27 protein-coding genes and 1 tRNA gene are annotated in these 23,887 nt (G+C 60.3%); 13 read left to right on the top strand and 15 right to left on the bottom strand.

The genetic code is table 11. From position 1 onward, the window contains the following. Positions 1 to 119 precede the first annotated feature (119 nt). A complete protein-coding gene (locus tag WGT02_RS03740) occupies positions 120 to 1,670 on the top strand; it encodes a type IV secretory system conjugative DNA transfer family protein (RefSeq protein WP_208249035.1) in 1,551 nt (516 codons plus the stop codon). Here the strand turns inward: WGT02_RS03740 and WGT02_RS03735 are convergent. Further along, on the bottom strand, positions 1,667 to 2,059 hold the full coding sequence (locus tag WGT02_RS03735) for an ankyrin repeat domain-containing protein (protein ID WP_208249038.1): 393 nt from the start codon (positions 2,057 to 2,059) through the stop codon (positions 1,667 to 1,669). The two genes, WGT02_RS03740 and WGT02_RS03735, sit on opposite strands and share 4 nt — an antisense overlap. After that, positions 2,049 to 2,903 carry a hypothetical protein gene (locus WGT02_RS03730; protein ID WP_208249041.1) on the bottom strand — a complete coding sequence of 285 codons (855 nt, stop codon included), beginning with the start codon at positions 2,901 to 2,903 and terminating at the stop codon, positions 2,049 to 2,051. Before WGT02_RS03730 ends, WGT02_RS03735 begins: the two co-directional genes overlap by 11 nt. 117 nt (positions 2,904 to 3,020) lie before the next feature. On the opposite strand from WGT02_RS03730, the gene WGT02_RS03725 reads away from it, so the two are divergent. After that, positions 3,021 to 3,674: a hypothetical protein gene (locus tag WGT02_RS03725; protein ID WP_208249044.1), complete on the top strand. Its 654-nt coding sequence runs from the start codon at positions 3,021 to 3,023 to the stop codon at positions 3,672 to 3,674. Between the two features lie 15 nt (positions 3,675 to 3,689). On the opposite strand, the gene WGT02_RS03720 is transcribed toward WGT02_RS03725, so the two are convergent. Further along, the gene (locus WGT02_RS03720; RefSeq protein ID WP_208249047.1) at positions 3,690 to 4,598 is read right to left on the bottom strand and encodes an ArdC family protein; all 909 of its coding nucleotides are present in this window, start codon (positions 4,596 to 4,598) and stop codon (positions 3,690 to 3,692) included. A 277-nt stretch (positions 4,599 to 4,875) separates the two neighbouring features. Here WGT02_RS03720 and WGT02_RS03715 point away from each other — a divergent pair, with 277 nt between their 5' ends. Then, complete coding sequence (locus tag WGT02_RS03715) at positions 4,876 to 5,337, top strand: hypothetical protein (RefSeq protein WP_208249049.1); 462 nt, start codon at positions 4,876 to 4,878, stop codon at positions 5,335 to 5,337. Positions 5,338 to 5,727: 390 nt separating this feature from the next. On the opposite strand, the gene WGT02_RS03710 is transcribed toward WGT02_RS03715, so the two are convergent. From WGT02_RS03710 to WGT02_RS03700, 3 genes are read right to left on the bottom strand one after another with little or no spacing between them, the layout of a single operon-like run. Next, positions 5,728 to 6,906 carry a site-specific integrase gene (locus tag WGT02_RS03710; RefSeq protein WP_208249052.1) on the bottom strand — a complete coding sequence of 393 codons (1,179 nt, stop codon included), beginning with the start codon at positions 6,904 to 6,906 and terminating at the stop codon, positions 5,728 to 5,730. Positions 6,907 to 6,962: 56 nt separating this feature from the next. Beyond that, positions 6,963 to 7,205: a hypothetical protein gene (locus WGT02_RS03705; protein WP_208249055.1), complete on the bottom strand. Its 243-nt coding sequence runs from the start codon at positions 7,203 to 7,205 to the stop codon at positions 6,963 to 6,965. A 25-nt stretch (positions 7,206 to 7,230) separates the two neighbouring features. Further along, on the bottom strand, positions 7,231 to 7,467 hold the full coding sequence (locus tag WGT02_RS03700; RefSeq protein WP_225039790.1) for a hypothetical protein: 237 nt from the start codon (positions 7,465 to 7,467) through the stop codon (positions 7,231 to 7,233). A 272-nt stretch (positions 7,468 to 7,739) separates the two neighbouring features. Between WGT02_RS03700 and WGT02_RS03695 the strand changes: the two genes are divergently transcribed. The 4 genes from WGT02_RS03695 (at position 7,740) to WGT02_RS03680 (ending at position 10,393) form a co-directional block, all read left to right on the top strand. Further along, a complete protein-coding gene (locus WGT02_RS03695) occupies positions 7,740 to 7,931 on the top strand; it encodes a hypothetical protein (protein ID WP_208249058.1) in 192 nt (63 codons plus the stop codon). A gap of 103 nt (positions 7,932 to 8,034) precedes the next feature. Further along, on the top strand, positions 8,035 to 8,436 hold the full coding sequence (locus tag WGT02_RS03690) for a hypothetical protein (protein WP_208249060.1): 402 nt from the start codon (positions 8,035 to 8,037) through the stop codon (positions 8,434 to 8,436). Positions 8,437 to 8,484: 48 nt separating this feature from the next. Further along, positions 8,485 to 8,769 (top strand): hypothetical protein, encoded by a 285-nt coding sequence (locus WGT02_RS03685; protein ID WP_208249062.1) that lies wholly within the window; start codon positions 8,485 to 8,487, stop codon positions 8,767 to 8,769. Continuing rightward, positions 8,741 to 10,393, top strand: a complete 1,653-nt coding sequence (locus WGT02_RS03680; protein WP_208249064.1) for a recombinase family protein — start codon at positions 8,741 to 8,743, stop codon at positions 10,391 to 10,393. Before WGT02_RS03685 ends, WGT02_RS03680 begins: the two co-directional genes overlap by 29 nt. On the opposite strand, the gene WGT02_RS03675 is transcribed toward WGT02_RS03680, so the two are convergent. The 4 genes from WGT02_RS03675 to WGT02_RS03660 form a co-directional block, all read right to left on the bottom strand. Then, positions 10,364 to 10,440: transfer RNA gene (locus WGT02_RS03675), tRNA-Arg, on the bottom strand. The two genes, WGT02_RS03680 and WGT02_RS03675, sit on opposite strands and share 30 nt — an antisense overlap. A gap of 123 nt (positions 10,441 to 10,563) precedes the next feature. Next, positions 10,564 to 12,087 (bottom strand): ATP-binding protein, encoded by a 1,524-nt coding sequence (locus WGT02_RS03670; protein WP_208249066.1) that lies wholly within the window; start codon positions 12,085 to 12,087, stop codon positions 10,564 to 10,566. A 160-nt stretch (positions 12,088 to 12,247) separates the two neighbouring features. Then, complete coding sequence (locus WGT02_RS03665) at positions 12,248 to 14,248, bottom strand: methyl-accepting chemotaxis protein (protein WP_208249068.1); 2,001 nt, start codon at positions 14,246 to 14,248, stop codon at positions 12,248 to 12,250. Between the two features lie 115 nt (positions 14,249 to 14,363). After that, positions 14,364 to 14,600, bottom strand: a complete 237-nt coding sequence (locus tag WGT02_RS03660; protein WP_141652588.1) for a hypothetical protein — start codon at positions 14,598 to 14,600, stop codon at positions 14,364 to 14,366. 92 nt (positions 14,601 to 14,692) lie between these two features. Between WGT02_RS03660 and rpmH the strand changes: the two genes are divergently transcribed. From rpmH to WGT02_RS03640, 4 genes are all read left to right on the top strand, one after another. Next, complete coding sequence (gene rpmH / locus WGT02_RS03655; protein WP_016552555.1) at positions 14,693 to 14,827, top strand: 50S ribosomal protein L34; 135 nt, start codon at positions 14,693 to 14,695, stop codon at positions 14,825 to 14,827. Positions 14,828 to 14,849: 22 nt separating this feature from the next. Then, positions 14,850 to 15,251 carry a ribonuclease P protein component gene (gene rnpA / locus WGT02_RS03650; RefSeq protein ID WP_024316742.1) on the top strand — a complete coding sequence of 134 codons (402 nt, stop codon included), beginning with the start codon at positions 14,850 to 14,852 and terminating at the stop codon, positions 15,249 to 15,251. Further along, on the top strand, positions 15,251 to 17,038 hold the full coding sequence (gene yidC, locus WGT02_RS03645; RefSeq protein WP_024316743.1) for a membrane protein insertase YidC: 1,788 nt from the start codon (positions 15,251 to 15,253) through the stop codon (positions 17,036 to 17,038). Before rnpA ends, yidC begins: the two co-directional genes overlap by 1 nt. Before the next feature lie 66 nt (positions 17,039 to 17,104). Next, complete coding sequence (locus tag WGT02_RS03640; protein ID WP_208248020.1) at positions 17,105 to 18,076, top strand: IS4 family transposase; 972 nt, start codon at positions 17,105 to 17,107, stop codon at positions 18,074 to 18,076. On the opposite strand, the gene istB is transcribed toward WGT02_RS03640, so the two are convergent. Both istB and istA read right to left on the bottom strand, forming a co-directional pair. Beyond that, positions 17,976 to 18,872: an IS21-like element helper ATPase IstB gene (gene istB, locus WGT02_RS03635; protein ID WP_208245168.1), complete on the bottom strand. Its 897-nt coding sequence runs from the start codon at positions 18,870 to 18,872 to the stop codon at positions 17,976 to 17,978. The two genes, WGT02_RS03640 and istB, sit on opposite strands and share 101 nt — an antisense overlap. Next, positions 18,869 to 20,341: an IS21 family transposase gene (istA, locus tag WGT02_RS03630; protein ID WP_208245170.1), complete on the bottom strand. Its 1,473-nt coding sequence runs from the start codon at positions 20,339 to 20,341 to the stop codon at positions 18,869 to 18,871. Before istA ends, istB begins: the two co-directional genes overlap by 4 nt. 113 nt (positions 20,342 to 20,454) lie before the next feature. Between istA and WGT02_RS03625 the strand changes: the two genes are divergently transcribed. Further along, the gene (locus WGT02_RS03625) at positions 20,455 to 20,985 is read left to right on the top strand and encodes a transposase (RefSeq protein ID WP_208249083.1); all 531 of its coding nucleotides are present in this window, start codon (positions 20,455 to 20,457) and stop codon (positions 20,983 to 20,985) included. A gap of 163 nt (positions 20,986 to 21,148) precedes the next feature. After that, on the top strand, positions 21,149 to 21,808 hold the full coding sequence (yihA, locus tag WGT02_RS03620) for a ribosome biogenesis GTP-binding protein YihA/YsxC (protein WP_007802023.1): 660 nt from the start codon (positions 21,149 to 21,151) through the stop codon (positions 21,806 to 21,808). A 52-nt stretch (positions 21,809 to 21,860) separates the two neighbouring features. Here yihA and WGT02_RS03615 read toward each other — a convergent pair whose 3' ends face one another. The 3 genes from WGT02_RS03615 to WGT02_RS03605 form a co-directional block, all read right to left on the bottom strand. Beyond that, complete coding sequence (locus WGT02_RS03615; RefSeq protein WP_024314564.1) at positions 21,861 to 22,418, bottom strand: fasciclin domain-containing protein; 558 nt, start codon at positions 22,416 to 22,418, stop codon at positions 21,861 to 21,863. A gap of 116 nt (positions 22,419 to 22,534) precedes the next feature. Beyond that, positions 22,535 to 23,254, bottom strand: coding sequence for an anti-sigma factor domain-containing protein (locus tag WGT02_RS03610; protein WP_208249085.1), 720 nt, complete (start codon positions 23,252 to 23,254; stop codon positions 22,535 to 22,537). Beyond that, complete coding sequence (locus WGT02_RS03605; RefSeq protein WP_024314562.1) at positions 23,251 to 23,790, bottom strand: sigma-70 family RNA polymerase sigma factor; 540 nt, start codon at positions 23,788 to 23,790, stop codon at positions 23,251 to 23,253. Before WGT02_RS03605 ends, WGT02_RS03610 begins: the two co-directional genes overlap by 4 nt. Between the last annotated feature and the right edge of the window lie 97 nt (positions 23,791 to 23,887).

Below are 23,887 nucleotides of genomic sequence, written 5' to 3'. Positions count from 1 at the left end.
GCAATAGATGCCGACGGGTGAACGGCCCGGTAAAGCGCGGAACTCCCCTGTCCACGAGGAACCTGCGAGGAAACCCCGCTGCGGGTGCGGCTAGCCTCTCTCGGAAAAGGAGAAGGCACATGAGTACATTCGCAGAGAATTTCGTCGCTGACGTTGCGCGCGGCGTGTCGTCAAAATCTATGAGGCAGATGCATGTACCGCAAGCGCGGTGGATGCAGATCGACAACATGATGACCAGTCGGGCGCTCGCCTACAACACGGCTGATCCGGGCGCGAAGATTATGGTGGGACAGCTTGCCGACAAACTCATCGGCATCGAGGATAACCGTCATGTGCTGACAGTTGCTGGTTCCCGGGCTGGCAAGTCGGTAACGCTCATCAACAACCTGCTCTTCTATCGTGGCAGCGTCCTTGCGCTCGATCCCAAAGGTGAACTGGCCGCGATGACGGCAGAACGCCGGGCGGCGCTCGGCCAGAAGGTTTGCATTGTCGATCCCTTCCAGGTCGTGCCTGAGCGGCTGGCGCGGTTCCGCAAGAGCTTCAACCCGCTCGGCTTCCTGGACATCAAGAGCGATACCATCATTGAGGACGCCGGATTGCTGGCCGATGCCATGGTGGTGTCGAGCGAGGGCGGCGAGAAAGACCCTCACTGGAATGATAGTGCGCAGAGCATCATCGAAGGACTGCTGCTCTACATAGCGACCGCTCCGCAGTTCGAGGAGCGCCGGGACCTGATGAGCCTCGCGCAGCTCATGCGGATGATTCTGCAGAAAAGAAGCGGCAGCGAGGAGTTCGTCCTCGAAACAGCTTTGCTTAATCATGCGGCGCAGCTGGGACGCCGTGAAGACATGACACATCTGGCCGACGCCATCGGAGGAGCTGCAGCATCCCTTTACGAGAAGCCTGCAAACGAACGTGGCGGCGTCGTGTCCACCGCGCGGCGACATGTGAAGTTCCTGGAGTCGCGCGCGCTGCAGCGGGTTCTCGGCGGGAATGATTTCGACCTGTCCGAACTGAAAACCGCGCCCGAAGGCATGACAGTCTATCTTTGCCTTCCGGCTACCCGCATGAACGTTTGCAATCGCTGGCTGCGCATGTTCGTGAACTTGCTGCTCAATGCGATGGAACGCACGCCGGTGCCCCAGGCGGAAACCGGTGCATCAAGGCCGCCGGTGCTGGTGTGCCTTGATGAGTTTCCGGTGCTGGGCCGCATGAAGCAGCTGGAGGATGCGGCCGGTCAGATCGCATCGTTCGGGGTCAAGCTGTGGGTGATCATTCAGGACTGGGGACAGGGAAAGTCCCTTTATAAGGACCGGTGGGAAACCTTCGTTGGTAACGCGGGCATCCTCCAGTTCTTTGGCAACAATGACCTGATGACAACCGAATACATTTCCAAGAAGCTTGGCCGCACGGTGGTCATGGTCACGCGTGAGAACGAGGTAGCAGCGGAGCAGCGCAACGCAGGCGTCAGCGGCCGCTCGGAGTCGCTGGAGCAGTTCGACCTGCTCACACCTGACGAGGTCAGTCGTCAGTTCGCCAGAAGCGACCGGCTTCGGCGGCAGCTGGTGCTGTGGGCTGGCTTCCATCCGATGATGATTCAGCGGACGGAATACTATGACCAGGCAGACCCCGTGCACGGGCAATTCAAGGGGCTGTACGGCGTCCGTTAGCCCTCGATTTCGAGGGTTCCCGGCCGGGCATTGCCCTTCGCGTTTGCGCTTATCCTGCGCCCGCTGCCATGTTGCAGTCGGCGCAGGTAACGGGCGACAGCCGCGTTGTTCGCCAGAACGAACGCGACGGTCGCCGCCGTGCGTTCCTGATGGTCAAGGCGTGACACGTCGCAGCGGCCGGTAGACAGCAGGAGCTTAAGGACAGCCACGGCGTTTCGAGCCGCCGCAAGGTGCAGCGCGGTGAAACCATCGCGCGGGTCCGCATGGTTGATGTCGAGGCGCTTGTCCTTCAGGAACTCACGCACCTTCGCGATGTCGCCGTAGTCCACAGCCTGCAGGAACTGACGGTGCAGCAAAGCCCGCTGCGGGTCATCGGCTTCAGAGGTCATGGCCATCCCTCGCCTTGTAACGCCAGACCCTGTCCTTCACCCCGGCGAGCGCAATGTCGTCACCCTGCGTTATGATCGTCATGGGCCGCACGTAACCATCGTGGCCCGGCCCGAAATCACGCGAGCGCGCGACGGTCATTTCAGTGCCCTTGGGATCGCCATACAGGCGCAGCAGAATATCGACACTCGACTCCCGCTCCGTATCGTCCCGCAGGAACATGCAGTACTGGCGGCGGGCGCGCACGAGATATCCCTGATACCGAAAGGCGCTGCCTCCGGAGACCTTCAGCAAGCGCAGCAGCGCGTCAGTCTTGAAGGACAAGGGCTCGGTGTGAAGGCTGTAAACGGTCTGCACCGCCGGGTACACACCTTCGCTTTCGGCGTCGATGGTCAACACAGAGGCCTCAACCCGTCCGCCTATTTTTCGCACGGCATAGTAGGTGCCCGGAATCCGGATCGGGAATTCGGCAGGGCCGAACTCGCCCCCGAAGAATGATCGCAGCCCGCTCAGCAGCAAAGGCTGCGGCTCGGCCCGCTGAAGTACCTCGGGCGACAGATACTTCTTCTCCATCAGGTAGCGCGTGACGGCTTGAAGGCGCTCGGAACCCAGTACCTGTGTTCCGGACACAAAGCGTCTCAGCGCCTCGGCGAGCTGCTTGTAGGGATATCGGCTGCGAAGATCATCATCGTCATCATCATCGTCGGCAGGGTCCGGCAGGAATCCATCCGCGCAGAGATTTTCGGCAACCTCATGCCACGACAGCTCGCGGCCGTTCCGCCGTGTGGCTTTGAAGGTGTCCAGTGCGTCCCGCACCGTCCGGAGAGTGCTTTCTGTCAGCTCCATCGAGAATCCGCCCGCGAGGAATGAGCGAGGAAAATGCGCCGTGTGGCTGGGCATATTCACACTCAGGAGTGAGCCAATCAAGGCTCCCCGGGAAGGATTACTAAGATGGACAACTCCATGTTGGAAGTATTCAGGCAGGGACCGCAGACGGAAGTCAGTCAGACGACGGAGGGCCTGCAGTTTTGCGTGAAGGCGAAGTATCTTTCGCCGCAAGCTGCCGACGACGCAGACAGCATGGGCATCGCCTGCGCTTTCGCTGCGGTGATTGGCAGCGGGTTTCTCGGCTACCAGATGGGCGAACTCAACCTGCTGGTCGGCGGCCTTTTTGCAGGCGGCGTGTTCGGTCGCCCGCTGATGCAGATGAGCTTTCGCGAGTCGGCGGCAAAAACGGCTACCGTCTACTTCACCGAGAAGGCGATTTATCTGGAACGCAAGAAGGGACAGCTCAGGCTGGACCGGAACCACAGGCATCGCTTCGTGATGTACGAGCACCCCCAGGCGGTGATCGAGCGGGACAAGATCGAGATCGCGAAGGCCAAGGGCAAGACGAACTGGGTGCGCTACTATTCCGACAGTTTCGTGGTTGCCCTCGAATATCTCGGTCAGCGCTATAACATCGCCGAGGTCATGAACCGCCACGATGCCGAGATGATCATCGCTCGGTTCAATCTTTGCGATGAATATCTCGATGACCTGGCGAACAGCCGGAAGACTAATCCGCTCAATCCCCAGGATGAGTGGCACGACCCCGCCGGGGGCCTTCCTCACTAGAAGACTGGCGGCCGCTCACGCGGCCGCCGCCTTGCTGAAACCCGTGAGGAAGTCGGCGGCACGCTGCGCATGCGCGGCGGCTGCGAAGACGGCCCTTTTGTCATCGCGAAGGACACCCAGCCAATGGCCGATATAGGCGGCATGATCCGGACGGTCTTCAAGCCGCAGGCCAAGGTCCGCGCAGAGGAACGCAGCGCCGAGTTCAGCGACAAGCTCCTCGCGGGCATAGCCGTCGTCGCCGAAGCGCTTGCGACCCAGATCGCGGTCAAGGCGCGCGGGATGCTTGGTCCAGTGCGTGGCCTCGTGGGCGAGCGTGGCGTAATAGCCGTGGGCATCGCGGAAGGCCTCGAAGGACGGCATCTGAATGTAGTCAAGGCCAGGGCTGTAGAAGGCGCTGTCCCCGCCGTGCCTGATATCGGCGCGCAAGGCGGCGAAGAACGCCTCGGCATGCGCGAGCTTCTGGTCGGGGTTCGGGACAGGTTCCGCCCGGGCGTAGAAGTGTGCGGGCAGACCTTCGATCTGCTCGATGTTGAACACCGTGTAGGCCTTGAGGAACGGGATGAAGTGCTCGGCGTCCTCACCCGTCGCCTCGTCGGTTTCGGTGCGCCGCATCGTGTCCGCGTACACCACGGGCGAGCCCTTCTCGCCTTTGCGGACGCAACCGCCCAGCTCGATAGCCTGCTTGAAGGTCATCCAGATGGGCGCGGCGAAGTGCCCTGTCATCGCGGAGGCCCAGAGGGTCAGAACATTGATCCCGGCGTAGGGCTGCCCGTTGTGGCGCAATGGCCGGGAGACATGCCCGGCGGCGTGAGCGGCGTTCCAGGGCTGGGTCCAGGGTTTCACGCCCTGCTCCAGCGCGGCGATGAGCTGATCGGTGATGCGGCTGTAGATGTCCTGCCGCTGGGTTTGGGTGGTGTCGGACATGGTTTGCTCCTTGGCGTCGGGGTTTCTCAAGACGCGGGAGCTGGAGGCCGGGCGGAGAAGCTGGCGGGTCAGGCCCTAACCCGGTCCTGCCCTTCCGCAGGAGTGGTGCGGGCGGGGTTTGACCGGACGGCGCGCCCGGCCGTGATCGCCGCATTGATTGAGAAACCCGTGAGGCAGGGACAGACGGCTGACGGCCGAACCTGGCTGCGCGCTGACTTTACCGGACAAGAAATCAGGCAAGCCTCGCAGGAGGCGCAAACTGCGAAAGGAGCAAGTTATGAGAACTGAACTCTACGACGACCTCATGCGCTACGAGGCCATGAGCGGCATATCAGACTACACAGATCAGGATGACCCGGGCCGCGAGGACCGGGATCGCCAGGCCTTCGGAACCGAGTATGGGATGGTGCGGTACCCGGACGGCAAAGAGTATCTGTCCTACGCCCGGATGGTACGGTTCCTGGCGGACATTTGCGGTCACTCTTATGAGGAGTCCCTGGACGCCCTGGTCGAGCATATTAGGTCCCTGCCACACGGCTATCGGATCGACCTCGATGTTGAAGCCGATGCCCGGGCCATCCGGAACTCCGCCGAGAATATCATTGAGGCCCTCTTTAACCTGAAGGTCTCGCGGCTGATCGAAGGCGATGATGAGCAGGCGCTCGAATATAGCTGGCAGGTCACCCGAACGCTCGTTGCTATGACAAGGCCGCCACGTCTTGCGCCGCCTTCCACATAAGTGAGCGGCAATGGCCCACGGGCCTTTGCCGTAATCAGGCACTTGAGGCTGTTAGCCGACACTCAGCCTGGCAGGCTTACTGTCAGTCCCGTTAGCCGTTTTCGCCACAACCTCGCCACAAGCTCTCGCGGGCCGCGCCAGAGAACTGAGGGTTTCTGCGGGCTCTAGCGGGTCGGCAATTTGTGGCAAATTTCGCTGATATCCAACAACTATGGAAATTAGACGATTGCTAAGTATTTGATTTTAAAGTGGAGCGGGCGACGGGGGTCGAACCCGCGACTTTCAGCTTGGGAAGCAGTTACAGAGCCTTTGTTTTCTGCGGCTTCCAGCCGACGTGCCACAGACTTGCCACATCGCCCGATTGTTCAGCGCTTATCTTACAGTAAAAGGCTATTCCGCCGCCATCAGTTCTGCAGCGAAGGCCTCGGCGCGTTCCTTGTGCGCGTCGTCCTTGCCGCGAATGAGGTGGCCGTAGGTGTTGAGGGTCAGCTGAATATCGGCGTGCCCCATGGCTGTCTGGATGAACTTCAGGTCCGTCCCCTTTTCAATGAGCTTGGACGCGAAGTAGTGGCGCAGGGCGTACGGCGTGTAGCGCGGGCGCATGGCTCCGTCCTTGGAATCCGGGTCCGGGTCCATGAGCTTTGCGGCCTCCAGCAGGGGCTCCCAGCAGCGCCGGGTAAGATTGTTCAACGCCATTGGTTTGCCGGTCGAGGTCGGGAACACAAGCCCGAGCGGCGAGGCCGGGCACTTCTTCTTCCATTCTTGCAGCATTTCGAAGACGGCTTTGGGAATGAACAGGTCCCGCCTGCCTGCCTTCGATTTGACCGGCCCGACCGTATTGAACAGATCAGCGCGCTGCCGAACCTTGATGCGGTCAGGGAAGACGTTGCTCCACGCCAGCCCACGATACTCAGAAGGCCGCATGCCGGTAAAGACGGCGAGGTAGATCAAAGGGCGGTAGCGCCGCCATACCTTGGCGTAATATTCTGATGCGTCACCCATTTTGTCGGCGGCAACCAGAAGCGCGCGCATTTCGTCATCCGTGGGGATTTGAACTTCCCGGCTGTCTTCCTCATACCGCCCGTCATTGCGAACGGTGATCCCGGCAGCAGGGTCGTGGGTTATCAGACCCTGGTGCTTCATCTCGATCAGAACGGAGTGGAACGACGACAGGGTACGCCGCGCATAGTCGCGGCTGTAGTTCTCGATCAGCCAGGTCCGGAACTTTATGAGGTCGGTCGGGGTGAGTTCGTGGAGATACTTGTCCCAAGAATAGGCCTTCATCGCGACCGCGCGGTGCTCGTAACCGAGAAGCGTTGTGTATTCGATAACCTCGCGGCCGTCCCGGCCGACCTTCTCACAGATATCGAGCCACTTCTGCACGGCCTCCGATACGGTCACCTTGCCGCCGGTTGCGTGCTGCAGGCCGCCCAGATTTTCGTTAAAGGTCCGCGCCTCCTTCAGCGTTCTAAAGGAGGCATACGCGTAGCCGGTTTTTGTGCTCTTGCTCGCATAGCGGACTTGGTAAGTCGTGCCTTTGGACCCGGTGCGTTTCCTGATATCTGCCATGAAATACTTATACTAAAAGGTTATATTAAGTAATAAAACAAACTGGGATTCCGGCGTCAAGCATTAGCATTGAAATCGCGCATCGCTTGCACATGCAAATTGTTATAAATCTCCATCAGCGCGCCCTTTTCAATCTTCAGGGTTCCTTCAATGGGATCGACAAAAAACGGCAGTTTGCGGCGACCGCTTCCGTCGCGCTCGGCGGCCCTTTTCATCTGGCGCTCGTTCAGTTCGACGCCGACATCGGCGAGCGCCTGACGGGCCTGGTCAAGGCCGATGTAGCATGGTGGCACTTTCATAATCTCTCCTTGAAGGCTCACGCCTTCAAATGTTGTATTCCTCCGCCGCTGAGCGATACGGACCCTTCTTGTTGACGCGCGAAACGATGCGGCCGAGGCGGTTGCGCACGATGACCTTGTCGCCGAACTCATCTGTGGGGTTGAGGTAAAGGGTGACATTGCGCGAATGGCAGATGCCGTATTCGTCTTCCATCTCGCCAATGGCTTCAAATATCGCCTGGCGAAGCTCGGCCATCGTCAGATCGCCGCGCACGCTAATCATAATCGACAAACAAATCTCACAACAAAATCATCGAACTATAATAACCCTATTATAGCATGGTCTTTCTGCCTCCTTCAAATTCCGCAGCCTGATTTTTACCTGGGTTTTGCAGTGTTCCCGCAAGGGCGCATGCGCAAATCCGCGACGCTCCGGCGCGCACCACTGCGCCCTCTTTCACTCTCCCTCCCGCCATCGGTCCTTGCTGCCGATGATCTGTGTCTGGGGCTCAAAGGCCCCGAATGGCGGGGCCGTGAGATCGAAAGAAGGCTCTTATGGTACATTCCTGCACTCTTGCATATCTGCGTACGCGCTCCCTGCCCGAACTCTTCGTCCTGCACACAAAGCTGCAGCAACAGCTGGCGACACTGCGCGAAGACTCGGCCGAACATTCTGAAGTAACGCTGGCTCTTCAACATATCCGCTATCTGCTAGCATCGCGCGCGCCGGGCTTCGGCCCGCGATGACCACGCGGAAATCGCGTGGAAACGGCCGCGCTCCTGCTGCTATCTAAACAATACGAAGAGTATCCGCCGGATCGGAATGAAGATCGGGCAAGGAGGTCCGGACATGTTACCCGACAGAATGTGGCTCGCGCAGGCTACTTACCGGTTTATCGCCGACTGGGCGGGTGTGGACATCCGTCCGGAAAGGGCGGCGGCCGAATACCAGGAGCAATTGCAGGAGATTGCCGTCTCGACGGCGCATTTCCTTGGCGACGACCGCGAGCATGGCCGGTCCTTCGCAGAAGAAGACGAACTGATGTTCGATTTCATTCTGCAGTCTGCGGGGCTTGATCTTGAAGCGGCTGACAGCGCGCGCGAATACCGCAGGCTCATCATACGCCTTGCGAATTCGATGCTGGACCTCGCCGAACACGATGCGCGCAGCGACCCGGGCAACGATCCGGGTTGCGATCCCGGCGGCGGAATGATCAGCCCTGACGACAAAGATAAGGGCGACCCCTGGTAAGGGCCACCCTGAAGTGAACCCCCAAACAATGCGAAGAGGATTTGTGAGATGCGCGGGCGCAAGTCCGGCCACGGCTGTGCTTTGCGTTTGCCGGTTGCTTGCGCACCGGCAGCGGAAGGCGTGCGCATCCTCACGGACATAGAGGAGACATTTCCGGTCAGCGCCGCTGAACTGGATGCCATTGAGAGCTTCCTGGGAGCACTGATTTCAGGCCTTTTTGACAAAGATTTGCGCGCCATCGACTCGGAAGCGCCACATATTCGCGCGAAAAAAAAAGAGTGTGTTGCGGGGAAGGAGCGCTGTGATGAAGTCTTTGCCGAAGACCTTGTTTGACGGCGCGGCTCCGCAGCCGTCCCGGGCCGCCCTTTACCTGCGCGTATCCACGGGCAGACAGGCGGATAACGACTTATCCATTCCCGACCAGCGGCGGCAGGCTACGGAGTTCTGCAAGGCGCGCGGCTGGGAAGTCGTCTCCGAGTTTGTGGATGCGGGCCTTAGCGGCACCGACGACAACCGGCCTGAGCTGCAAAGAATGCTCGACCTCGCCACGGGCGGCGGCTCACCGTTTGACGCCGTTGTCGTGCATTCCTTCAGCCGTTTCGCCCGCGATCATTTCGCGCTGGAGCATGCCGTGCGGCGGCTGCGCAAGCACGGCGTGCGCCTTGTCAGCATTACGCAGGATTTGGGCGATGATTCCATGAGCGTGATGGTCCGGCAGGTCTTTGCCCTGTTCGACGAATACCAGTCGAAGGAGAACGCGAAGCATGTTCTGCGCGCGATGAAGGAGAATGCCCGCCAGGGCTTCTGGAACGGCGCGGCCGCCCCTTACGGCTATGAAGTCGTGGCGGCGGAGCAGCGCGGCGCAAAAACAAAGAAGCGCCTCGCCATCGACCCTGTCGAGGCGGAGGTGGTGCGGCTTATGTTCCGCCTCGTGACCGAAGGCGACGGCGGCAGCGGCCCGCTCGGGGTCAAGGCCGCAACTTCCCTGCTCAATGAGCGCGGCCACCGCACGCGGGGCGGCGCGCGCTGGGGCATCGGCCAGCTGCACAAGCTGCTGACGAGCCCCACCTATAAGGGTGAGTACCGGTTCAACCGCAAGGTCTGGAAGACCAAGGAAGACAAGCCCGAAACCGAGCAGGTCATCGTCCCCGTCGATCCCATCATCGAGCCGTCAGTGTTCGACGCGCTGCAGGCGCGCCTCAAAGCCCGCAACCCGAAAGCGGTGCCGCCACGCGTCGTGTCGGGGCCGATCCTGCTGACCGGCCTTGCGACCTGCGCGAGCTGCGGCGGCGGGATGATGCTGCGGACCGGAAAATCGGGCCGCTACCGCTACTACACCTGCGCGACCTGCGCGGTGCAGGGGAAGACGGCGTGCAAGGGCCGCTCCGTCCCCATGGACCGCCTTGACGATCTGGTCACGGGCAAGCTTGCCGAAACGCTGTTCACAGCCGAACGTGTCAAGACCATCCTGACCGGTCTTCTGGAACGCCAGGCCGCACGCACCGAAGATCACACGCAGCGCATGACGGCGCTGCAGAACAAGGTCGCGGATGCGGAAGGCCGCCTGTCGCGCCTGTATCAGGCCATCGAGTCCGGCGTGGTTGATTTCAGTGACGAGATTTTAAAGGGCCGCGTCGCCGCGCTGAAAGCCGAGCGCGATCATGCCAAGGCCGCGCTGGAGCGCGCCTTCGCGGAATTGCGCCCCGATGCGCGCCTGACTGAGGAGAAGGTTGATGCGTTCGCGCGCCTGATGCGTGAGAACGTGACGCAGGGCCCGATCCCCTTCCGCCGCGCCTATCTGCGGGCGGTCATTGACCAGGTCGAAGTCGATGACGAGGAAATCCGCATTCACGGCAGGCGCGACGTTTTAGAACGTCTCGTGATGAACGGGGTGGCTGCGGCAGGAGTGCCCAGTTTTGTACGGAAGTGGCGCACCCGAAGAGATTCGAACTCCTGACCCCCAGATTCGTAGTCTGGTGCTCTATCCAGCTGAGCTACGGGTGCGTGCCGGAAGCGGCCGAACCGCTTGCGTGGGCGGTTCTCTAAAGGGTCCTTCCGGGGATTGCAATAGGCTTTCTGAAAAAATCGCGACTTTGGTGGTGCAGAACCGAAATGCGCAGAAATGCATCACTTTTCGTGGAGCGCGCGGCTGCGGTAATCGTCCAGGGATACCGGGCGGTCTGGAATCTCGATGCGAAACTGCGTTCCGACCGAGGGCTTTTCCACAAGCGCGATCGTGCCGTCGTGGGCCAGCACCAGTTCGCGGGCGATCACCAGCCCGAGGCCCGTGCCGCCGGAGCGGGCTGAGCCGCGGAAGGCGGCGAAGAGATTCTGTCTGGCCTTCTGCGGCATGCCGGGGCCGGTGTCGTCGACGATGATGCTGACGACGCTGCCGACGCGCTGGGCCGAAACCGTGATACGCTTGCTGCCATCTGGTCCGCGTACCGCACCCTGCCCATTCAGCGCCTGCACGGCGTTGCGACAGAGATTGTGGATGACGCGGAACAATTGCTCGCTGTCTGCATCGACCTCGAGCTCAGGCCCCATCTGTTCAATGAACTCAATGCCGCTCTGAGCATCAATCGCCAGCATGTCCTTCACGTCCTGGGTCAGGTCAAAAAGCCGAATGCGGCGCCGGCGAGGCGCGGCTTCGCTTGCCTGACCATAGGACAACACCTCGGTCGTATAACCGACGGCGCGATCGATGGTGCGCAACAGCTTTGGCGCAAAGGCCTTCACCATCGGATCATCGACATCCACGAGACGGTCCGACATCAACTGTGCCGAGGCCAGGATGTTGCGCATGTCGTGATTGATCTTCGAGACAGCAAGACCGAGCGCGGCCAGGTTCTTCTGCTGCTTCAACGTCTTTTGCAGTTCCATCTGCATCGAGGTCAGGTGCCGGCCGGCGACCGCGAGTTCATCGCGCCCGCCATCACCGACAAAGACGTTCTGCGGATTTTCCGGATCGGAGGAGAATTGCTGCATGCTGCCGGTCAGCTTGCGAATCGGCCGGATTAGAATGCGGTTGATCGCGAAGAACACCAGTGTCGCGGTGAACAGCGAAATCAAAATCGACAACAGAAAAACGTTGCGGGAATAAACAAGCATCGCATTGCGAAGGTGCTTGTCCTTCATCACCACTTCGACGCCGGTGTTGGTGTCCTGCACCGGGCCATAAACGCGGATCATGCGGTTGCCGCCGAAGATCAGCGTATCGAGCGCATCGCTGATCGCCGTCAGGGCCGGCACATTGGTCAGGTCGTATTGCTCGTCGACGGAGGTCGGCATGTCGGTCGTCGCCAGCAGACGCGAGGTGCCCTCTTTGCGCAGCACGATCGCCTTGGTGCCGGTCGCCTCCAGCGTCTCCTTCTGCAACGCGCGCGGTAGCTCCACCGGCTGCAGTCCGTCGATGACGATCGCGGCCGCAGCCGCGGCGTTCAACCTCTCGTCCAGCCATCGCAGGCGCATAGTGGCCACCGAGGGAAAGAAGATCAGCACCTCGGCGAGCATGATGCAGACAACCGTCAGCCACAGCAGCTTGCCAGTAAGCCCGCCGAACTTCCCGGACGGCCGCTGTTCCGCCTTGTCGGCCTCGGTCCCGGCAGCACCGCCTTGGGGAAGATTGTCGCCTTGATCGTGGGCTTGCATCGTCTATCGTCTTTCGTCCGCTCGGCGCCGGGCGCCCTTTGCGCCTTCTATATTAGACCATGACGGTCCGCTTTCAAATCTTTGCGAGCAAAGCCATTTGCGACAAAAGGAAACGCCGCCCGAGGCGGCGTTTCCAATCGATCGAAAAGATGAAGAAGGATCAGAACTCTTCCCAATTCTGCTCGGCGACGGCGGCATTGCCGCTGAACGCCCGGGCGACGGTGCCCATGGCACGACGGGCCGGAGAGGCGACGGGACGATGTTCTTGATGGCGGGCAACGGCAACCGGGGCCGCAGCCGCCACGTTCGAGACCTTGAAGCGTGAGATGAGACGGACGAGGCCGTCGGCTTCGCCGGAGAGCTTGTGCGTTGCAGCCGAAGTCTCCTCGACCATGGCGGCGTTCTGCTGAGTCACCTGGTCCATCTGGTTGACCGCCGTGTTGACCTCCTTAAGGCCGGTCGACTGCTCCTTCGCGGCGGTCGCAATCGAGTGAATGTGGTCGTTGATCGCGTTGACACGGCGTTCGATCTGGGACAGCGCCTCGCCGGTCGCCTGCACCAGCTTGACGCCGACCTGGACCTCGTCGCCGGACTTGGTGATCAGGCCCTTGATGTCCTTGGCGGCCGTAGCCGAGCGCTGTGAGAGTTCGCGAACCTCTTGGGCGACGACGGCGAAGCCCTTGCCTGCCTCGCCGGCACGCGCGGCCTCGACACCGGCGTTGAGAGCAAGCAGGTTCGTCTGGAAGGCGATCTCATCAATGACGTTGATGATCTGGCTGATTTCGCGCGAGGCCTGCTCGATCCGGCCCATGGCGTCGACGGCATTGCGGACAACCACGCCAGACTTGCCGGCGTCGTCCTTGGCCTCGGATACCATGACGCTGGCTTCCTGAGCGCGCTCGGTCGAATTGTTGACCACCGCCGTGATCTCGTCGAGGGCGGCCGAGGTCTGCTCGAGAGCAGCGGCCTGCTGCTCGGTGCGCTTGGAGAGATCGTCGCTTGCTGAACGCAACTCGTTGGTGTTGCCGTGAAAACCTTCTGCCGTCTCGCGCACTTCGCGCATGGTCGTCTGCAGCGTCGCGAAGGTGCTGTTGACGTTCTGCTGCAGTTCGGCGAAGGCGCCCTGGAAGCTGCCGCGCATCGTCTGCGTGAGGTCGCCTTCCGCCAGGCTTGCAATCACGCGGCGCGTTTCGCCGACGCCGGCATCGATGCTGGAGAGGAGATGGTTGATGTTGCTGGCGAACTGATTGAGGTTGTCGTCGCCATAGTCCTTTTCGATGCGGCGGCTGAAATCACCCGCAGCTGCGGATGCAACGACAACGGACATGCTGGACTGCAGATCGTCGCTCTTGGCGCGCATGGCGGCTTCCTGCGCATTCATGCGGCGTACAGCGAGCCCATTTTCCTTGAAGACGGCAACGGCAGCAGCCATTTCGCCGATTTCATCCTGGCGGCCGGCGAAAGGCACTTCAGCGTCAAAGTTGCCATCGGCGACTTCCTTGATCGCGTCCGTGACCTTCTTGATCGGGCGGCTGAGCTGAATGGTGCCGATGTAGAAGCCCATGCCGACGCCGGCCATGATGCCGACGCAGGTGATCGTAACCACCAGCCACAAAACGGAGGTGCGCGAGCTTTCGACCTGCGCATTGACGGCGTCCAGCGTCGCCTTGTCAGTGGCGACGATCGCATCGATCTCCGCCTGGAAAGCCTTGCGGTTGGCGCGGTTGGCGTCGTTGTTACCCTGCTCGTTCGCAGCCTGGGGGCTCACGTCAGTGCCAAGACGCGCTGTTTCGGCGCGGAATGTCCGGAATTCCTTCGCGCGTTCGGTCATTTTCACGAAGGTATCTTTCTGGCTTTCCGGAACCAGCGGAGCCCAGGAAACAATGACCTTGTCTATCTGGTCGAGGTCGGCCAGCAGTCCCTTGGCAAAGTTTGCGGCCTCCTTTGTCGACTGCGCGTTATAGATTCCGCGCGCCTCCATCACTGTTGCCGTCACGAAGCGGTTAAGGCGCTCGCCGGCGTAAGCGCGATCGGACGCATCTCCATATGCCGACAGGTTCTCATCGTATTGATGCACGGCCCAAAGTGCCGTTGCCCCGATCAGCAGTGCGACGCCGCACATGGCGGAGACAAGCAGATTGATCTTACCTCGAATTTTCAAAGGAAGCCCCCCCAAGACTAATCACAAGCCGGGAAAGCATCCCGGCCGCTAGCTAAATTTGGCCGAAATAAATTAACGTCAGCTTTCGGATGCTTGGCCGCATCACTACAAAAAATTACCTGTACTTACTCGTCACCGTTTCTTTTTTTGCGCCGGAAACGCTAGACTGCCGCAAGAATGCGCGCGGCGGTTGCGATCGAAGAAAAATATTACGCACGCGCCGCGTTAACACGTCATCACAAACATTAATGAGGCTCGCTAAATCTTGTATCGCAGCCGCGAATTCGGAAATTCCGGGCGATAATTGACTTTGGCGGCCTTCATCCGTATAAGCCGCCGCACGTCCGGTCATTTAAGGCTCTCGTTAGCCTCGCCCGTTCGAAAAACAACGCTCCTTGCATTATGCAAATTCAAGAAGGGCCGCACTCCGCGGTGTTTAAATAAATGAAGCGTACGTACCAACCATCCAAGCTTGTTCGCAAGCGCCGCCACGGTTTCCGTGCACGTATGGCCACCAAGGGCGGCCGCAAGGTTATCGTTGCTCGCCGCGCACGCGGCCGCAAGCGTCTTTCGGCCTAAGGCCGGAATTGCCCGATAAGAGATGGCGGGCGAATTGACGACTAATAATAAGAAAATGACTGCCGGGCGACTGCAAAGCCGCCCGCAGTTTCTTGCTGTCCGCCAAGGCGAAAAACGCAAGGGCGGTTTCTTTCTGCTCGAGGTGCTCGACCGGAAGGAACCCGAGACCGAAGCCCGCGTCGGCTTCACCGTCACCAAGAAACACGGCAATGCAGTCGAGCGAAACCGCATGCGGCGGCGCCTGAAAGAGGCGGTGCGACTTCATGCAGGGTTTGCAATGCAGCCCGGACACGACTATGTGGTTGTCGCGCGAAGGGACGTGCTCAAGGCGCCCTTCAGAGAATTAGCCGCAGAGCTCAAAGCTCGCGTTGAGACCAAGCCGAAACACAAGCGGTCCGGAGACGGCCGCCCCAGGAACGCATGATGCAAAACAACCGCAACTACTTCATTGCGATCGCTCTCTCCGTGCTGATCGTTCTCGGGTGGCAATTCCTCTATATGAACCCGCGCATCGAAGCGCAGCGCAAGGCAGAACTCGCTCAAAAGGCGCAGCAGAAGACCGAACAGATGCAGACGCCGGCAGCTGGCGGCGCCAATCCGGCCCAGCCGAATGGGACGGCTCCGACCGCAACGACGCCCCCGTCCCTGATCGACGCGCTGGCAAAGTCGCCGCGCGTTACGATCGATACCGCCGCTCTCGCAGGCTCGATCAATCTCGTTGGTGCTCGTCTCGACGACCTGAAGCTCAAGGGCTACCACGAGACCGTCGACGACACGAGCCCGATCATCACGCTGTTCAGCCCGTCTGAAACCAAGGACGGCTATTTTGCAGAACTCGGCTACATCGGCGATGCTGCCACCGGCGCGGTTCCCGGCCCCTCGACGGTCTGGACGGCACCGGAAGGCGCAAAACTGACCGAGAAGACGCCGGTTACGCTCACCTACACCAACGACAAGGGCATCACCTTCGCCCGCACGATCTCGGTCGATGAGCACTATATGTTCACCGTCACCGACAAGATCACCAACGCCGGCCAGGCGGCAGCTGCATTGTCATCCTATGGCCGCGTCACGCGCTACAACAAGCCGGCAGTCGCCTCGACCTACGTTCTGCACGAAGGCTTCATCGGCGTCATCGGCGACAGCCTGATCGAAAGCAAATACGCAGCCGTCGAGAAGGAAGCGGTCACGCCGGCAACGGCAACTGGTGGCTGGCTCGGCATCACAGACAAATACTGGGCAGCGACGATCATTCCGCCGCAGCAGACACCATACGATGCGCGCTTCACGCACTTTACGGATGGCCAGCCGCGCTTCCAGGCCGACTACAAGCAGAACGCCGTCACGGTGGCACCGGGCCAGTCGCTCGAGTTGAAGAACCTCGTCTTTGCCGGCGCCAAGGAAGTTCCAGTTATCGACGGCTACGAAAAGACCTATGAGATCCCGAAATTTGATCGGCTCATCGACTGGGGCTGGTTCTACTTCCTGACGAAGCCGATGTTCAGGCTGATGGACTTCTTCTTCCGCTACTTCGGCAACTTTGGTGTCGCCATCCTGATGACCACCATCGTCGTCAAGGCGCTGTTCTTCCCACTCGCCAGCAAGCAGTACGCTTCGATGGCGAACATGAAGCGCGTGCAGCCGAAGATGGAAGAGCTCAAGGCGAAATTGGGCGACGACCGCATGGCGCTGCAGCAGGCAACGATGCAGCTCTACAAGGACGAGAAGATCAATCCGATCGCCGGTTGCTGGCCGATCGCGTTGCAGATCCCGATCTTCTTCTCGCTCTACAAGGTGATCTACATCACCATCGAGATGCGCCACGCCCCGTTCTTCGGCTGGATCCAGGATCTTTCAGCGCCCGATCCGACCTCGTTCATCAACCTTTTCGGCCTGCTGCCGTTTGCGGCTCCGACCTTCCTGCATCTCGGCGTCTGGCCGCTGATCATGGGCGTGACGATGTTCCTGCAGATGCGCATGAACCCGACGCCTCCGGATCCGACGCAGGCGATGATCTTCAACTGGATGCCGCTGGTCTTCACGTTCATGCTGGCGAGTTTCCCGGCCGGTCTGGTCATCTACTGGGCCTGGAACAACACGCTTTCGGTCATCCAGCAGTCGGTGATCATGCGCCGCCACGGCGTGAAGATCGAACTCTTCAGCAATCTGAAGGGCCTCTTCAAACGAAAGCCGGCACCGACAGAAAAATGACGAAAGCCCCGCTTCGGCGGTAATGCAGTTCACTTAGTGAGCTGCGGGCAAGTTTGATGGTTCAGGATGGGGATTCGTTTTCCCATCCTGTTTTTGTTTGTGATGTCACGCACCCTTGGACATTCGGCCGAATTATCGGCTCTTTCGCAGGCGATCGACCCGGACTGGATCGCTCAGGCTCTCGCCACGACAGGCAAGGCGAGCATCCGCAAGCGCAAGCTGCCAGCCGAGCAGGTCGTCTGGCTGGTGATTGCGTTGGCCCTTTATCGTCATCAGTCGATCCCGGAGGTGGTGGCCCATCTTGATCTGGTTTTGCCCGATGAGGTCAACGCGGATATTGCCAAGAGCGCGTTGACACAGGCACGGCAGCGCTTGGGTCAGGCACCGTTGGCGCAGTTGTTTGCAATGAGTGCATCATGCTGGGATGAACGCCACCAATCCGGGCGTGCCTGGCGGGGTCTTTGTCGTTATGCCGTGGACGGCAGCACGCTGCGGACGTCCGACAGCCCGGAGAACCGGGCGCATTTTGGAGCGCAGGCCTACGCGTCTGGCGTTGTCGCAAGCTATCCGCAATTGCGGCTGCTGACGCTGACGGCGCTGGCGACGCATCTGGTGCGTGATGCGGTGTTCGGAGCCTATGGCACAAACGAGATGCTCTATGCCAAAAGCCTGCTCGACCGGGTTCCGGACCATTCGCTGACGGTCTTCGACAAGGGCTTCTTCAGTGCCAGCCTTCTCTTGCAATTGCAGACGAAGGGACATGAGCGTCACTGGCTGATTCCGGCCAAAGCCAACAGCACATGGGAACGACTGGATCCGCACCCCACCGATTATCGGGTGCGCATGAAGGTCTCGCCCCAGGCGCGGCAGGCAGAACCGGACTTGCCTATAGCGCGACGATCAGGATGCGACGCGAGCGACAATCTGGATGAGATTCTTATGTCGCGGTTGGAGCGAAGTTATCATGTTGATTGTCGCTGGCAAGAGTTTCATCGTGTTCTGATTGCCGCTCCGCGACAAGCTGGGAAGAGCTTTTGATTGTCGCGAATGAGGCGGGTCTGCCGCGCTGGCGTTTGGCTTCCATGGCCGAACGCCGCCGGTAGCTTTCGACATTCATCTCGAAGATTGTTGCGTGATGGACAAGTCGGTCCACCGCGGCAAGCGTCATGGCCGGGTCTGGAAAGACGCGGTTCCATTCTCCGAAGGGCTGATTGGCGGTGATCATGATGGAACGCCGCTCATATCTTGCGGAGATGAGTTCGAAGAGCACGCTCGTTTCGGCCTGGTCCTTGGTGACGTAGGCCAGGTCGTCGAGGATGAGAAGATCGAACTTGTCGAGCTTTGCGATGGCGGCTTCGAGCTGAAGCTCCCTCCGCGCGACCTGAAGCTTCTGGACGAGATCGGTCGTGCGGGTGAAGAGCACGCGCCAGCCGTTCTCGATTAGCGCGAGGCCGACGGCTGCGGCGAGATGGCTCTTTCCGCCGCCGGGCGGACCGAACATCAGGATATTGGCGCCTTTGGCGAGCCAGCTATCGCCGGCTGCAATCGCCATGACCTGGGCCTTGGAGACCATGGGAACAGCGTCGAAGGCGAAGCTGTCGAGCGTCTTTCCGGGTGGCAGGTGGGCCTCGGCGAGGTGTCTTTCGATCCTGCGATGGGCGCGTTCGGCCAATTCATGCTCGGCGATGGCCGAGAGGAAACGGGCAGCAGGCCATCCTTCCCGATCGGCCTGCTCGGCAAATTGGTGCCAGAACGTCTTGATCGTCGGCAGCCTCAGTTCGTTGAGCATGATGCCGAGGCGGGCTTCATCGACTGTGTGGATGTTGCTCTTCATGCGACCTCTCCCGCATAGGCCGTGCCGATCAGGGCTTCATAACCATTGAGCGACGCGAGTTGCACATGAACGATCGGCAACTGATCCGGGTCCGGGCTGAAGACCGCTCTCAAAGCCGCCAGATCAGGCAGTTTGTGGGCGTCGAGCGTTTTGGCAAGCTCCTCGGCCAGTTCACGCTCGCAACTGCGATCGTGAGCCAAGGCAAGCAGTTCCACGGTGATCTTGCAAGCCTGCCGCTCGGGCAGTTGCTCGATGAGCGCGTCGAAAGTCCTGCGATATTCCGGCCTGGGGAAGAGCTTGTCGCGATAGACGAGCCCCAAAAGCGCCATCGGCTTTTTGCGCAGGGAATGAATGACGTGATGATAGTTGACGACTTGATCGTGCTTGCCACTCGCATGGGCGCGGCCTCGGGGTAATGTCAGCAGATGCGTGCCGCCGATGAAGACGTCGAGGCGATCGTCGAACAGACGCACCCGCAGCCGGTGGCCAATCAGACGGGAAGGCACGGTGTAGAAGACCTTGCGCAAGGCGAAGCCGCCGGTGCTCGATACGGTGACGATGACCTCTTCGAAGTCGGTGGTGCGACGATCGGGAAGAGCTTGCAGATGCGTGCGCTCGGCATCGATGCGCTTGCCATGTGCGGCATTGCGGCGGCTGACGATCTCATCGATGAAGGCGCGATAGGATCCGAGGTCGCCAAAGTCCCTGGTTCCGCGCATCAGCAGAGCATCGCGGATCGCATTCTTGAGATGGCCGTGGGAACTTTCGATCGAGCCGTTCTCGTGCGCGACGCCCTTGTTGTTGCGCGTCGGCGTCATGCGATAATGGGCGCACAGTTCGTCGTAGCGATGCGTCAGATCGACCTTGGCGTCGGCATCGAGGTTGCGGAAGGCGGCCGATAAGCTGTCGCTGCGATGATAGAGCGGCGAACCGCCAACCGACCACAGGGCGTTCTGCAGCCCCTCGGCCAGAGCGACGAAGCTCTCTCCACCCAGGATGACATGGGCATGCTCGAAGCCCGACCAGACCAGCCGGAAGTGATAAAGCAGATGATCGAGCGATTGGCCGGCGATCGTCACGCCGAGGCTGCCCATGTCGGTAAAATCCGACAGTCCTAACCGACCGGGTTCGTGCATCTGACGGAAGATCACTTCCTGCTCCTGACCGTGAACAGCCCGCCATGATCGGATACGACGCTCAATCGTACGGCGAACACCTTCTGACAGCTCTGGATGACGCCGCAGCATCTCGTTGTAAACGGCGACCGCTCGGATGCCGGGCGCGGCCTTGAGGAGCGGAACAACCTCGGCGTCGAAGATGTGCTCAAGGGGATCGGGGCGACGCCGGTCGCGCGGCGGCTTGGTCTGCGATGGAAGACGCGCATCCTTCTCGATGCGGTAAGCCGTCGCCCGGCTGATCGACGCCTTGGCGGCAGCGACCTCAATGGGGTTGTTTTGTCGGTACTTCATAAAAAGCCTCGTCTGATGATCGGTTACATGGCGACCCGGCACAAAGGTGATTCTCCATTCTCAGAAAATCACCGACGCTACCGGGCCAACCGCGATCATGAGACGCCGAAAAATTGCGCCGCGGCGGGGGTGTAACTCCAGTCGGGCTACGCCCTCCCTTCGTCACACCCCCGCCGCCGAGTCTCATCCTGATTGACGCTGAGTCTCACCTTGTTTGTCGCCGCGCAGACAGACAAACTTATCCGGCAAGCGAAATCGTCCATCAGTATGAAGAGCGATGGCGCATCGAGACAAGTTATCGCGAACTCAAGCAGGAGCTTCTCGGTAGCGAACTGACCCTGCGAAGCGGCACGCCGGAGACTGTCTATCAGGAGGTCTGGGGCGCGTTGCTGGCCTACAATCTGGTGCGGCTCGAAATGGCAGAGGTCGCGACCGAAGCCCAAGTCGAGCCAACCCGACTAAGCTTTATCACAGCCCTGCATTACCTGCGTCACGAATGGGGATGGATGGCGATCGAAGCACCCGGCAAAATCCCCGCCCACCTCACCAGATTGAGAAACAGATTGGCAGACTTGCTGCTGACAGAAAAACGGGGGCGATCATGCCCCGTGTCGTCAAAAAACTGCCTGCCAGATACCCGATAAGAGCCGTAAGCAAACCTAAGTGAACTGCATTACCGCTTCGGCGGGGCTTTTCATTTGTGCTGACATTGCCGCCGTGTCCCGGCGACTGGCGGAGCGGCGGTTGACAAAATCGCCTGAAACCTGAATGCCATAGGCTCACTGGATTTAGACTGGAAAAGGCCGAATGACCGACAACAAGAACGACAAGCCGCTCTTCGGGCGCCCCTGGACCTTTATCCGGGGCGTTCCATCCCTGAAATTCCTGCCGCCGGAAGGGCCGCTGGAAGTGGCCTTTGCCGGCCGCTCGAACGTCGGCAAGTCTTCTTTGATCAACGCGCTCGTCAGTCACAAGGGGCTGGCGCGCACCTCCAATACGCCTGGCCGCACGCAGGAACTCAACTACTTCGTGCCGGAGGGCTATTCGGGTGAAGGCGGCGACCTGCCGCCGATGGCGCTGGTCGACATGCCGGGCTACGGCTACGCGCAGGCGCCGAAAGATCAGGTCGATGCCTGGACGAAGCTCGTCTTCGACTACCTGCGCGGGCGCGCGACGTTGAAACGCGTTTACGTGCTGATCGACAGCCGCCACGGAGTGAAGAAGAACGACGACGAGGTTCTCGATCTGCTCGACAAAGCGGCCGTCTCTTACCAGATCGTTCTCACCAAGACGGACAAGATCAAGCCGCCGGCGGTGACCAAGCTGCTCGCGGAGACGACGGAAAAGATCAAGAAGCGGCCAGCCGCTTATCCCGGAATCATTGCCACGTCATCGGAAAAGAGCGAGGGGCTTGATGACCTGCGCGAGGCGATCGCACAAACGGTCGGCATCGCCAACTGGAAATGAAAGAGGCGCCCCGGGGTGGAATTGGGCGCCTCTAGAACCTGCCTGAACTTGCTTACATCTTCGGCAGCAGAACCTTGTCAACGACGTGGATGACGCCGTTGGACTGTTTCACGTCGGCGATCGTGACGTGGGCGACATCGCCGTTTTCATCGGTGAGCGTGATCTTGCCCATGCTTTCCTTGGCCTTCAGCAAACAGCCGCCGACCGTCGTGATGTCGTGTTCGCCGCCGTCGGCCTTGATCATCTTGGCAACCGTCTTGGCCATCGCATCAGCGGCGACGACGTGGCAAGTCAGAACCTTCGTCAACTGGGCCCTGTTCTCAGGCTTCAGCAGCGTATCGATGGTGCCGGCGGGCAATTCCGCGAAGGCTTCGTTGGTCGGAGCGAAGACGGTGAAAGGTCCCTTGCTTTCCAGCGTCGATACGAGGCCGGCTGCCTTGACGGCGGCAACCAGTGTCGTGTGATCCTTCGAGTTCATCGCATTTTGGACGATGTCCTTCGTCGGATACATGGCAGCGCCGCCGACCATCGGGTTCTTGGCCTGCGCAGCGAAAGCAAATGCGGAAACGGCAGCAGCAAGCACATTCAAGCGCAGTGCGGACTTCATCATGATTGTTCTCCTCTAACGTCCGCGCACAAGACCGGCCGAATGCCGGCGTTCCGTTGCGGACATGAGGATCTACGAAAGGCTCGTAGGAAGAGTTTCAGTGCGCTTGCTGAAAAACATCAGCGGCGATGCGCCGTGCCGCTCGCCACGATCGGCCCCGTGACCTGCCCCGTCGGCGACCCGCCAAAGGGTTCGAGGCTAACGGCGAGGGTCGCGCCCTCGTCTATACTGCCACGCATTTCAGCGGGTATGACCAACTCGCCTGCCTGATCTGGAGGAAACAGGCCAAGCGATCTTGGCGCGCCGCTTGCCGGAACAAGCCAAAGCTCCAAGGACTTCTCTTCAGGCTTGCCGGTCGCCACGGGTACGATCTTCAGTTTTCCGCTCCGCCGCTCATAAGAGGCCAAGAGGTTGACCTGGCTGTTGGCGGCGGTCAGCTCAGCCACAAGCGGCGCGGAAGTCTGCGGCGGAGCGACAAGGACGGTCGCAATCGTCAGTGCGCCCACCGTCATTAGCAGCGAGACGAGCGCAAGACAGCGCCAGAAGACGATGGAGGCCCACAGACCGCGTGCAGGAGCCGCGGTCGCCTCTGGCGAGCCGAACAGCCGCTCTTCGATCTGCTTGAACGTTTCCTGACCGGGGCTGACGACGTCGTAATCATCGTTGAAAGCGGAGAGGTTGGTCTCCCAGCGGCTGACGATGGCTGCGAACTGTCTATCGCGGCGCATCCGCTCCTCCACGACCCGCCGATCCTTGAAAGAAAGAACACCAAGAACATACTCACCGGCGAGTACCTCGTCGCGGGAGCGGCCTCCCTTGCTCTGATCCGGCGATGTCATCGTTCCATGCACTCTCTCAGTTTCAAAAGGCTGCGACGCAGCCATGTGCGCATCGTGTTCAAAGGGACGCCAAACTGATCGGACAGTTCCTGATAGCTTTGTCCTTCGACGTAAGCTTTCTTCACCGCCATTGCCCGATCAGCTTCCAACTCTTCCATGCAGGTGTCAATCCGCCTTCCCTCATCCTTGATCACAGTCTGTATCTCTGGGGAAGGATCGTCATCCGCGAGGTCGTATGCGCTGTCCAGTTCGTCGGCGACCGGCTTGCGCGCGCGCATGATATCGATCGCCTGATTGCGGGCAATTGCCGCAAGCCAGGAGGACGGCGACCCGGAGCCGGCGGCAAAGACGCCGGCGCGTTGCCAGATCTTGACGTAGACTTCCTGCAGCGCCTCCTCGGCCTCGGTCCTGTCTCTCAAGATACGCAGGCAGATGGAAAGGAGTTTCGGGCTCGTCTCGCGATAGAACGTCGCAAAGGCCTTGCGATCGCCGATCGCAACGAGGCTTATCAAATATGCGATTTCGTCGCTGGTCATCCCATGCCTCTTGCCAAACGCCCCGCCTCCTCGAACCCGCTCGCCAGCACATACGGAAAACTAATGGGCTCTAGATTATTCCATCTGTCAAAAACTT

Source organism: Rhizobium sp. T1470 (genome assembly GCF_042140505.1).
In the GTDB taxonomy this organism is placed as follows: domain Bacteria; phylum Pseudomonadota; class Alphaproteobacteria; order Rhizobiales; family Rhizobiaceae; genus Rhizobium; species Rhizobium favelukesii.
The sequence above is the reverse complement of the archived record's forward strand: the minus strand, read 5'-3'. Positions and strand labels throughout refer to the sequence as shown.

What these genes read in the sequence shown, in the direction of transcription:
- rnpA (WP_024316742.1), top strand. Translation starts at nt 14,850, where the DNA reads ATGGCGGGCGAATTGACGACTAATAATAAGAAAATGACTGCCGGGCGA.
- WGT02_RS03705 (WP_208249055.1), bottom strand. Translation starts at nt 7,205, where the DNA reads ATGAAAGTGCCACCATGCTACATCGGCCTTGACCAGGCCCGTCAGGCG.
- WGT02_RS03725 (WP_208249044.1), top strand. Translation starts at nt 3,021, where the DNA reads ATGTTGGAAGTATTCAGGCAGGGACCGCAGACGGAAGTCAGTCAGACG.
- WGT02_RS03730 (WP_208249041.1), bottom strand. Translation starts at nt 2,903, where the DNA reads ATGGAGCTGACAGAAAGCACTCTCCGGACGGTGCGGGACGCACTGGAC.
- WGT02_RS03695 (WP_208249058.1), top strand. Translation starts at nt 7,740, where the DNA reads ATGGTACATTCCTGCACTCTTGCATATCTGCGTACGCGCTCCCTGCCC.
- WGT02_RS03640 (WP_208248020.1), top strand. Translation starts at nt 17,105, where the DNA reads ATGGGGATTCGTTTTCCCATCCTGTTTTTGTTTGTGATGTCACGCACC.
- WGT02_RS03685 (WP_208249062.1), top strand. Translation starts at nt 8,485, where the DNA reads ATGCGCGGGCGCAAGTCCGGCCACGGCTGTGCTTTGCGTTTGCCGGTT.
- WGT02_RS03700 (WP_225039790.1), bottom strand. Translation starts at nt 7,467, where the DNA reads ATGATTAGCGTGCGCGGCGATCTGACGATGGCCGAGCTTCGCCAGGCG.
- WGT02_RS03615 (WP_024314564.1), bottom strand. Translation starts at nt 22,418, where the DNA reads ATGATGAAGTCCGCACTGCGCTTGAATGTGCTTGCTGCTGCCGTTTCC.
- yidC (WP_024316743.1), top strand. Translation starts at nt 15,251, where the DNA reads ATGCAAAACAACCGCAACTACTTCATTGCGATCGCTCTCTCCGTGCTG.
- WGT02_RS03740 (WP_208249035.1), top strand. Translation starts at nt 120, where the DNA reads ATGAGTACATTCGCAGAGAATTTCGTCGCTGACGTTGCGCGCGGCGTG.
- WGT02_RS03710 (WP_208249052.1), bottom strand. Translation starts at nt 6,906, where the DNA reads ATGGCAGATATCAGGAAACGCACCGGGTCCAAAGGCACGACTTACCAA.
- rpmH (WP_016552555.1), top strand. Translation starts at nt 14,693, where the DNA reads ATGAAGCGTACGTACCAACCATCCAAGCTTGTTCGCAAGCGCCGCCAC.
- WGT02_RS03680 (WP_208249064.1), top strand. Translation starts at nt 8,741, where the DNA reads ATGAAGTCTTTGCCGAAGACCTTGTTTGACGGCGCGGCTCCGCAGCCG.
- WGT02_RS03720 (WP_208249047.1), bottom strand. Translation starts at nt 4,598, where the DNA reads ATGTCCGACACCACCCAAACCCAGCGGCAGGACATCTACAGCCGCATC.
- istA (WP_208245170.1), bottom strand. Translation starts at nt 20,341, where the DNA reads ATGAAGTACCGACAAAACAACCCCATTGAGGTCGCTGCCGCCAAGGCG.
- istB (WP_208245168.1), bottom strand. Translation starts at nt 18,872, where the DNA reads ATGAAGAGCAACATCCACACAGTCGATGAAGCCCGCCTCGGCATCATG.
- WGT02_RS03660 (WP_141652588.1), bottom strand. Translation starts at nt 14,600, where the DNA reads ATGACCGGACGTGCGGCGGCTTATACGGATGAAGGCCGCCAAAGTCAA.
- WGT02_RS03610 (WP_208249085.1), bottom strand. Translation starts at nt 23,254, where the DNA reads ATGACATCGCCGGATCAGAGCAAGGGAGGCCGCTCCCGCGACGAGGTA.
- WGT02_RS03690 (WP_208249060.1), top strand. Translation starts at nt 8,035, where the DNA reads ATGTTACCCGACAGAATGTGGCTCGCGCAGGCTACTTACCGGTTTATC.
- WGT02_RS03735 (WP_208249038.1), bottom strand. Translation starts at nt 2,059, where the DNA reads ATGACCTCTGAAGCCGATGACCCGCAGCGGGCTTTGCTGCACCGTCAG.
- WGT02_RS03605 (WP_024314562.1), bottom strand. Translation starts at nt 23,790, where the DNA reads ATGACCAGCGACGAAATCGCATATTTGATAAGCCTCGTTGCGATCGGC.
- yihA (WP_007802023.1), top strand. Translation starts at nt 21,149, where the DNA reads ATGACCGACAACAAGAACGACAAGCCGCTCTTCGGGCGCCCCTGGACC.
- WGT02_RS03715 (WP_208249049.1), top strand. Translation starts at nt 4,876, where the DNA reads ATGAGAACTGAACTCTACGACGACCTCATGCGCTACGAGGCCATGAGC.
- WGT02_RS03670 (WP_208249066.1), bottom strand. Translation starts at nt 12,087, where the DNA reads ATGCAAGCCCACGATCAAGGCGACAATCTTCCCCAAGGCGGTGCTGCC.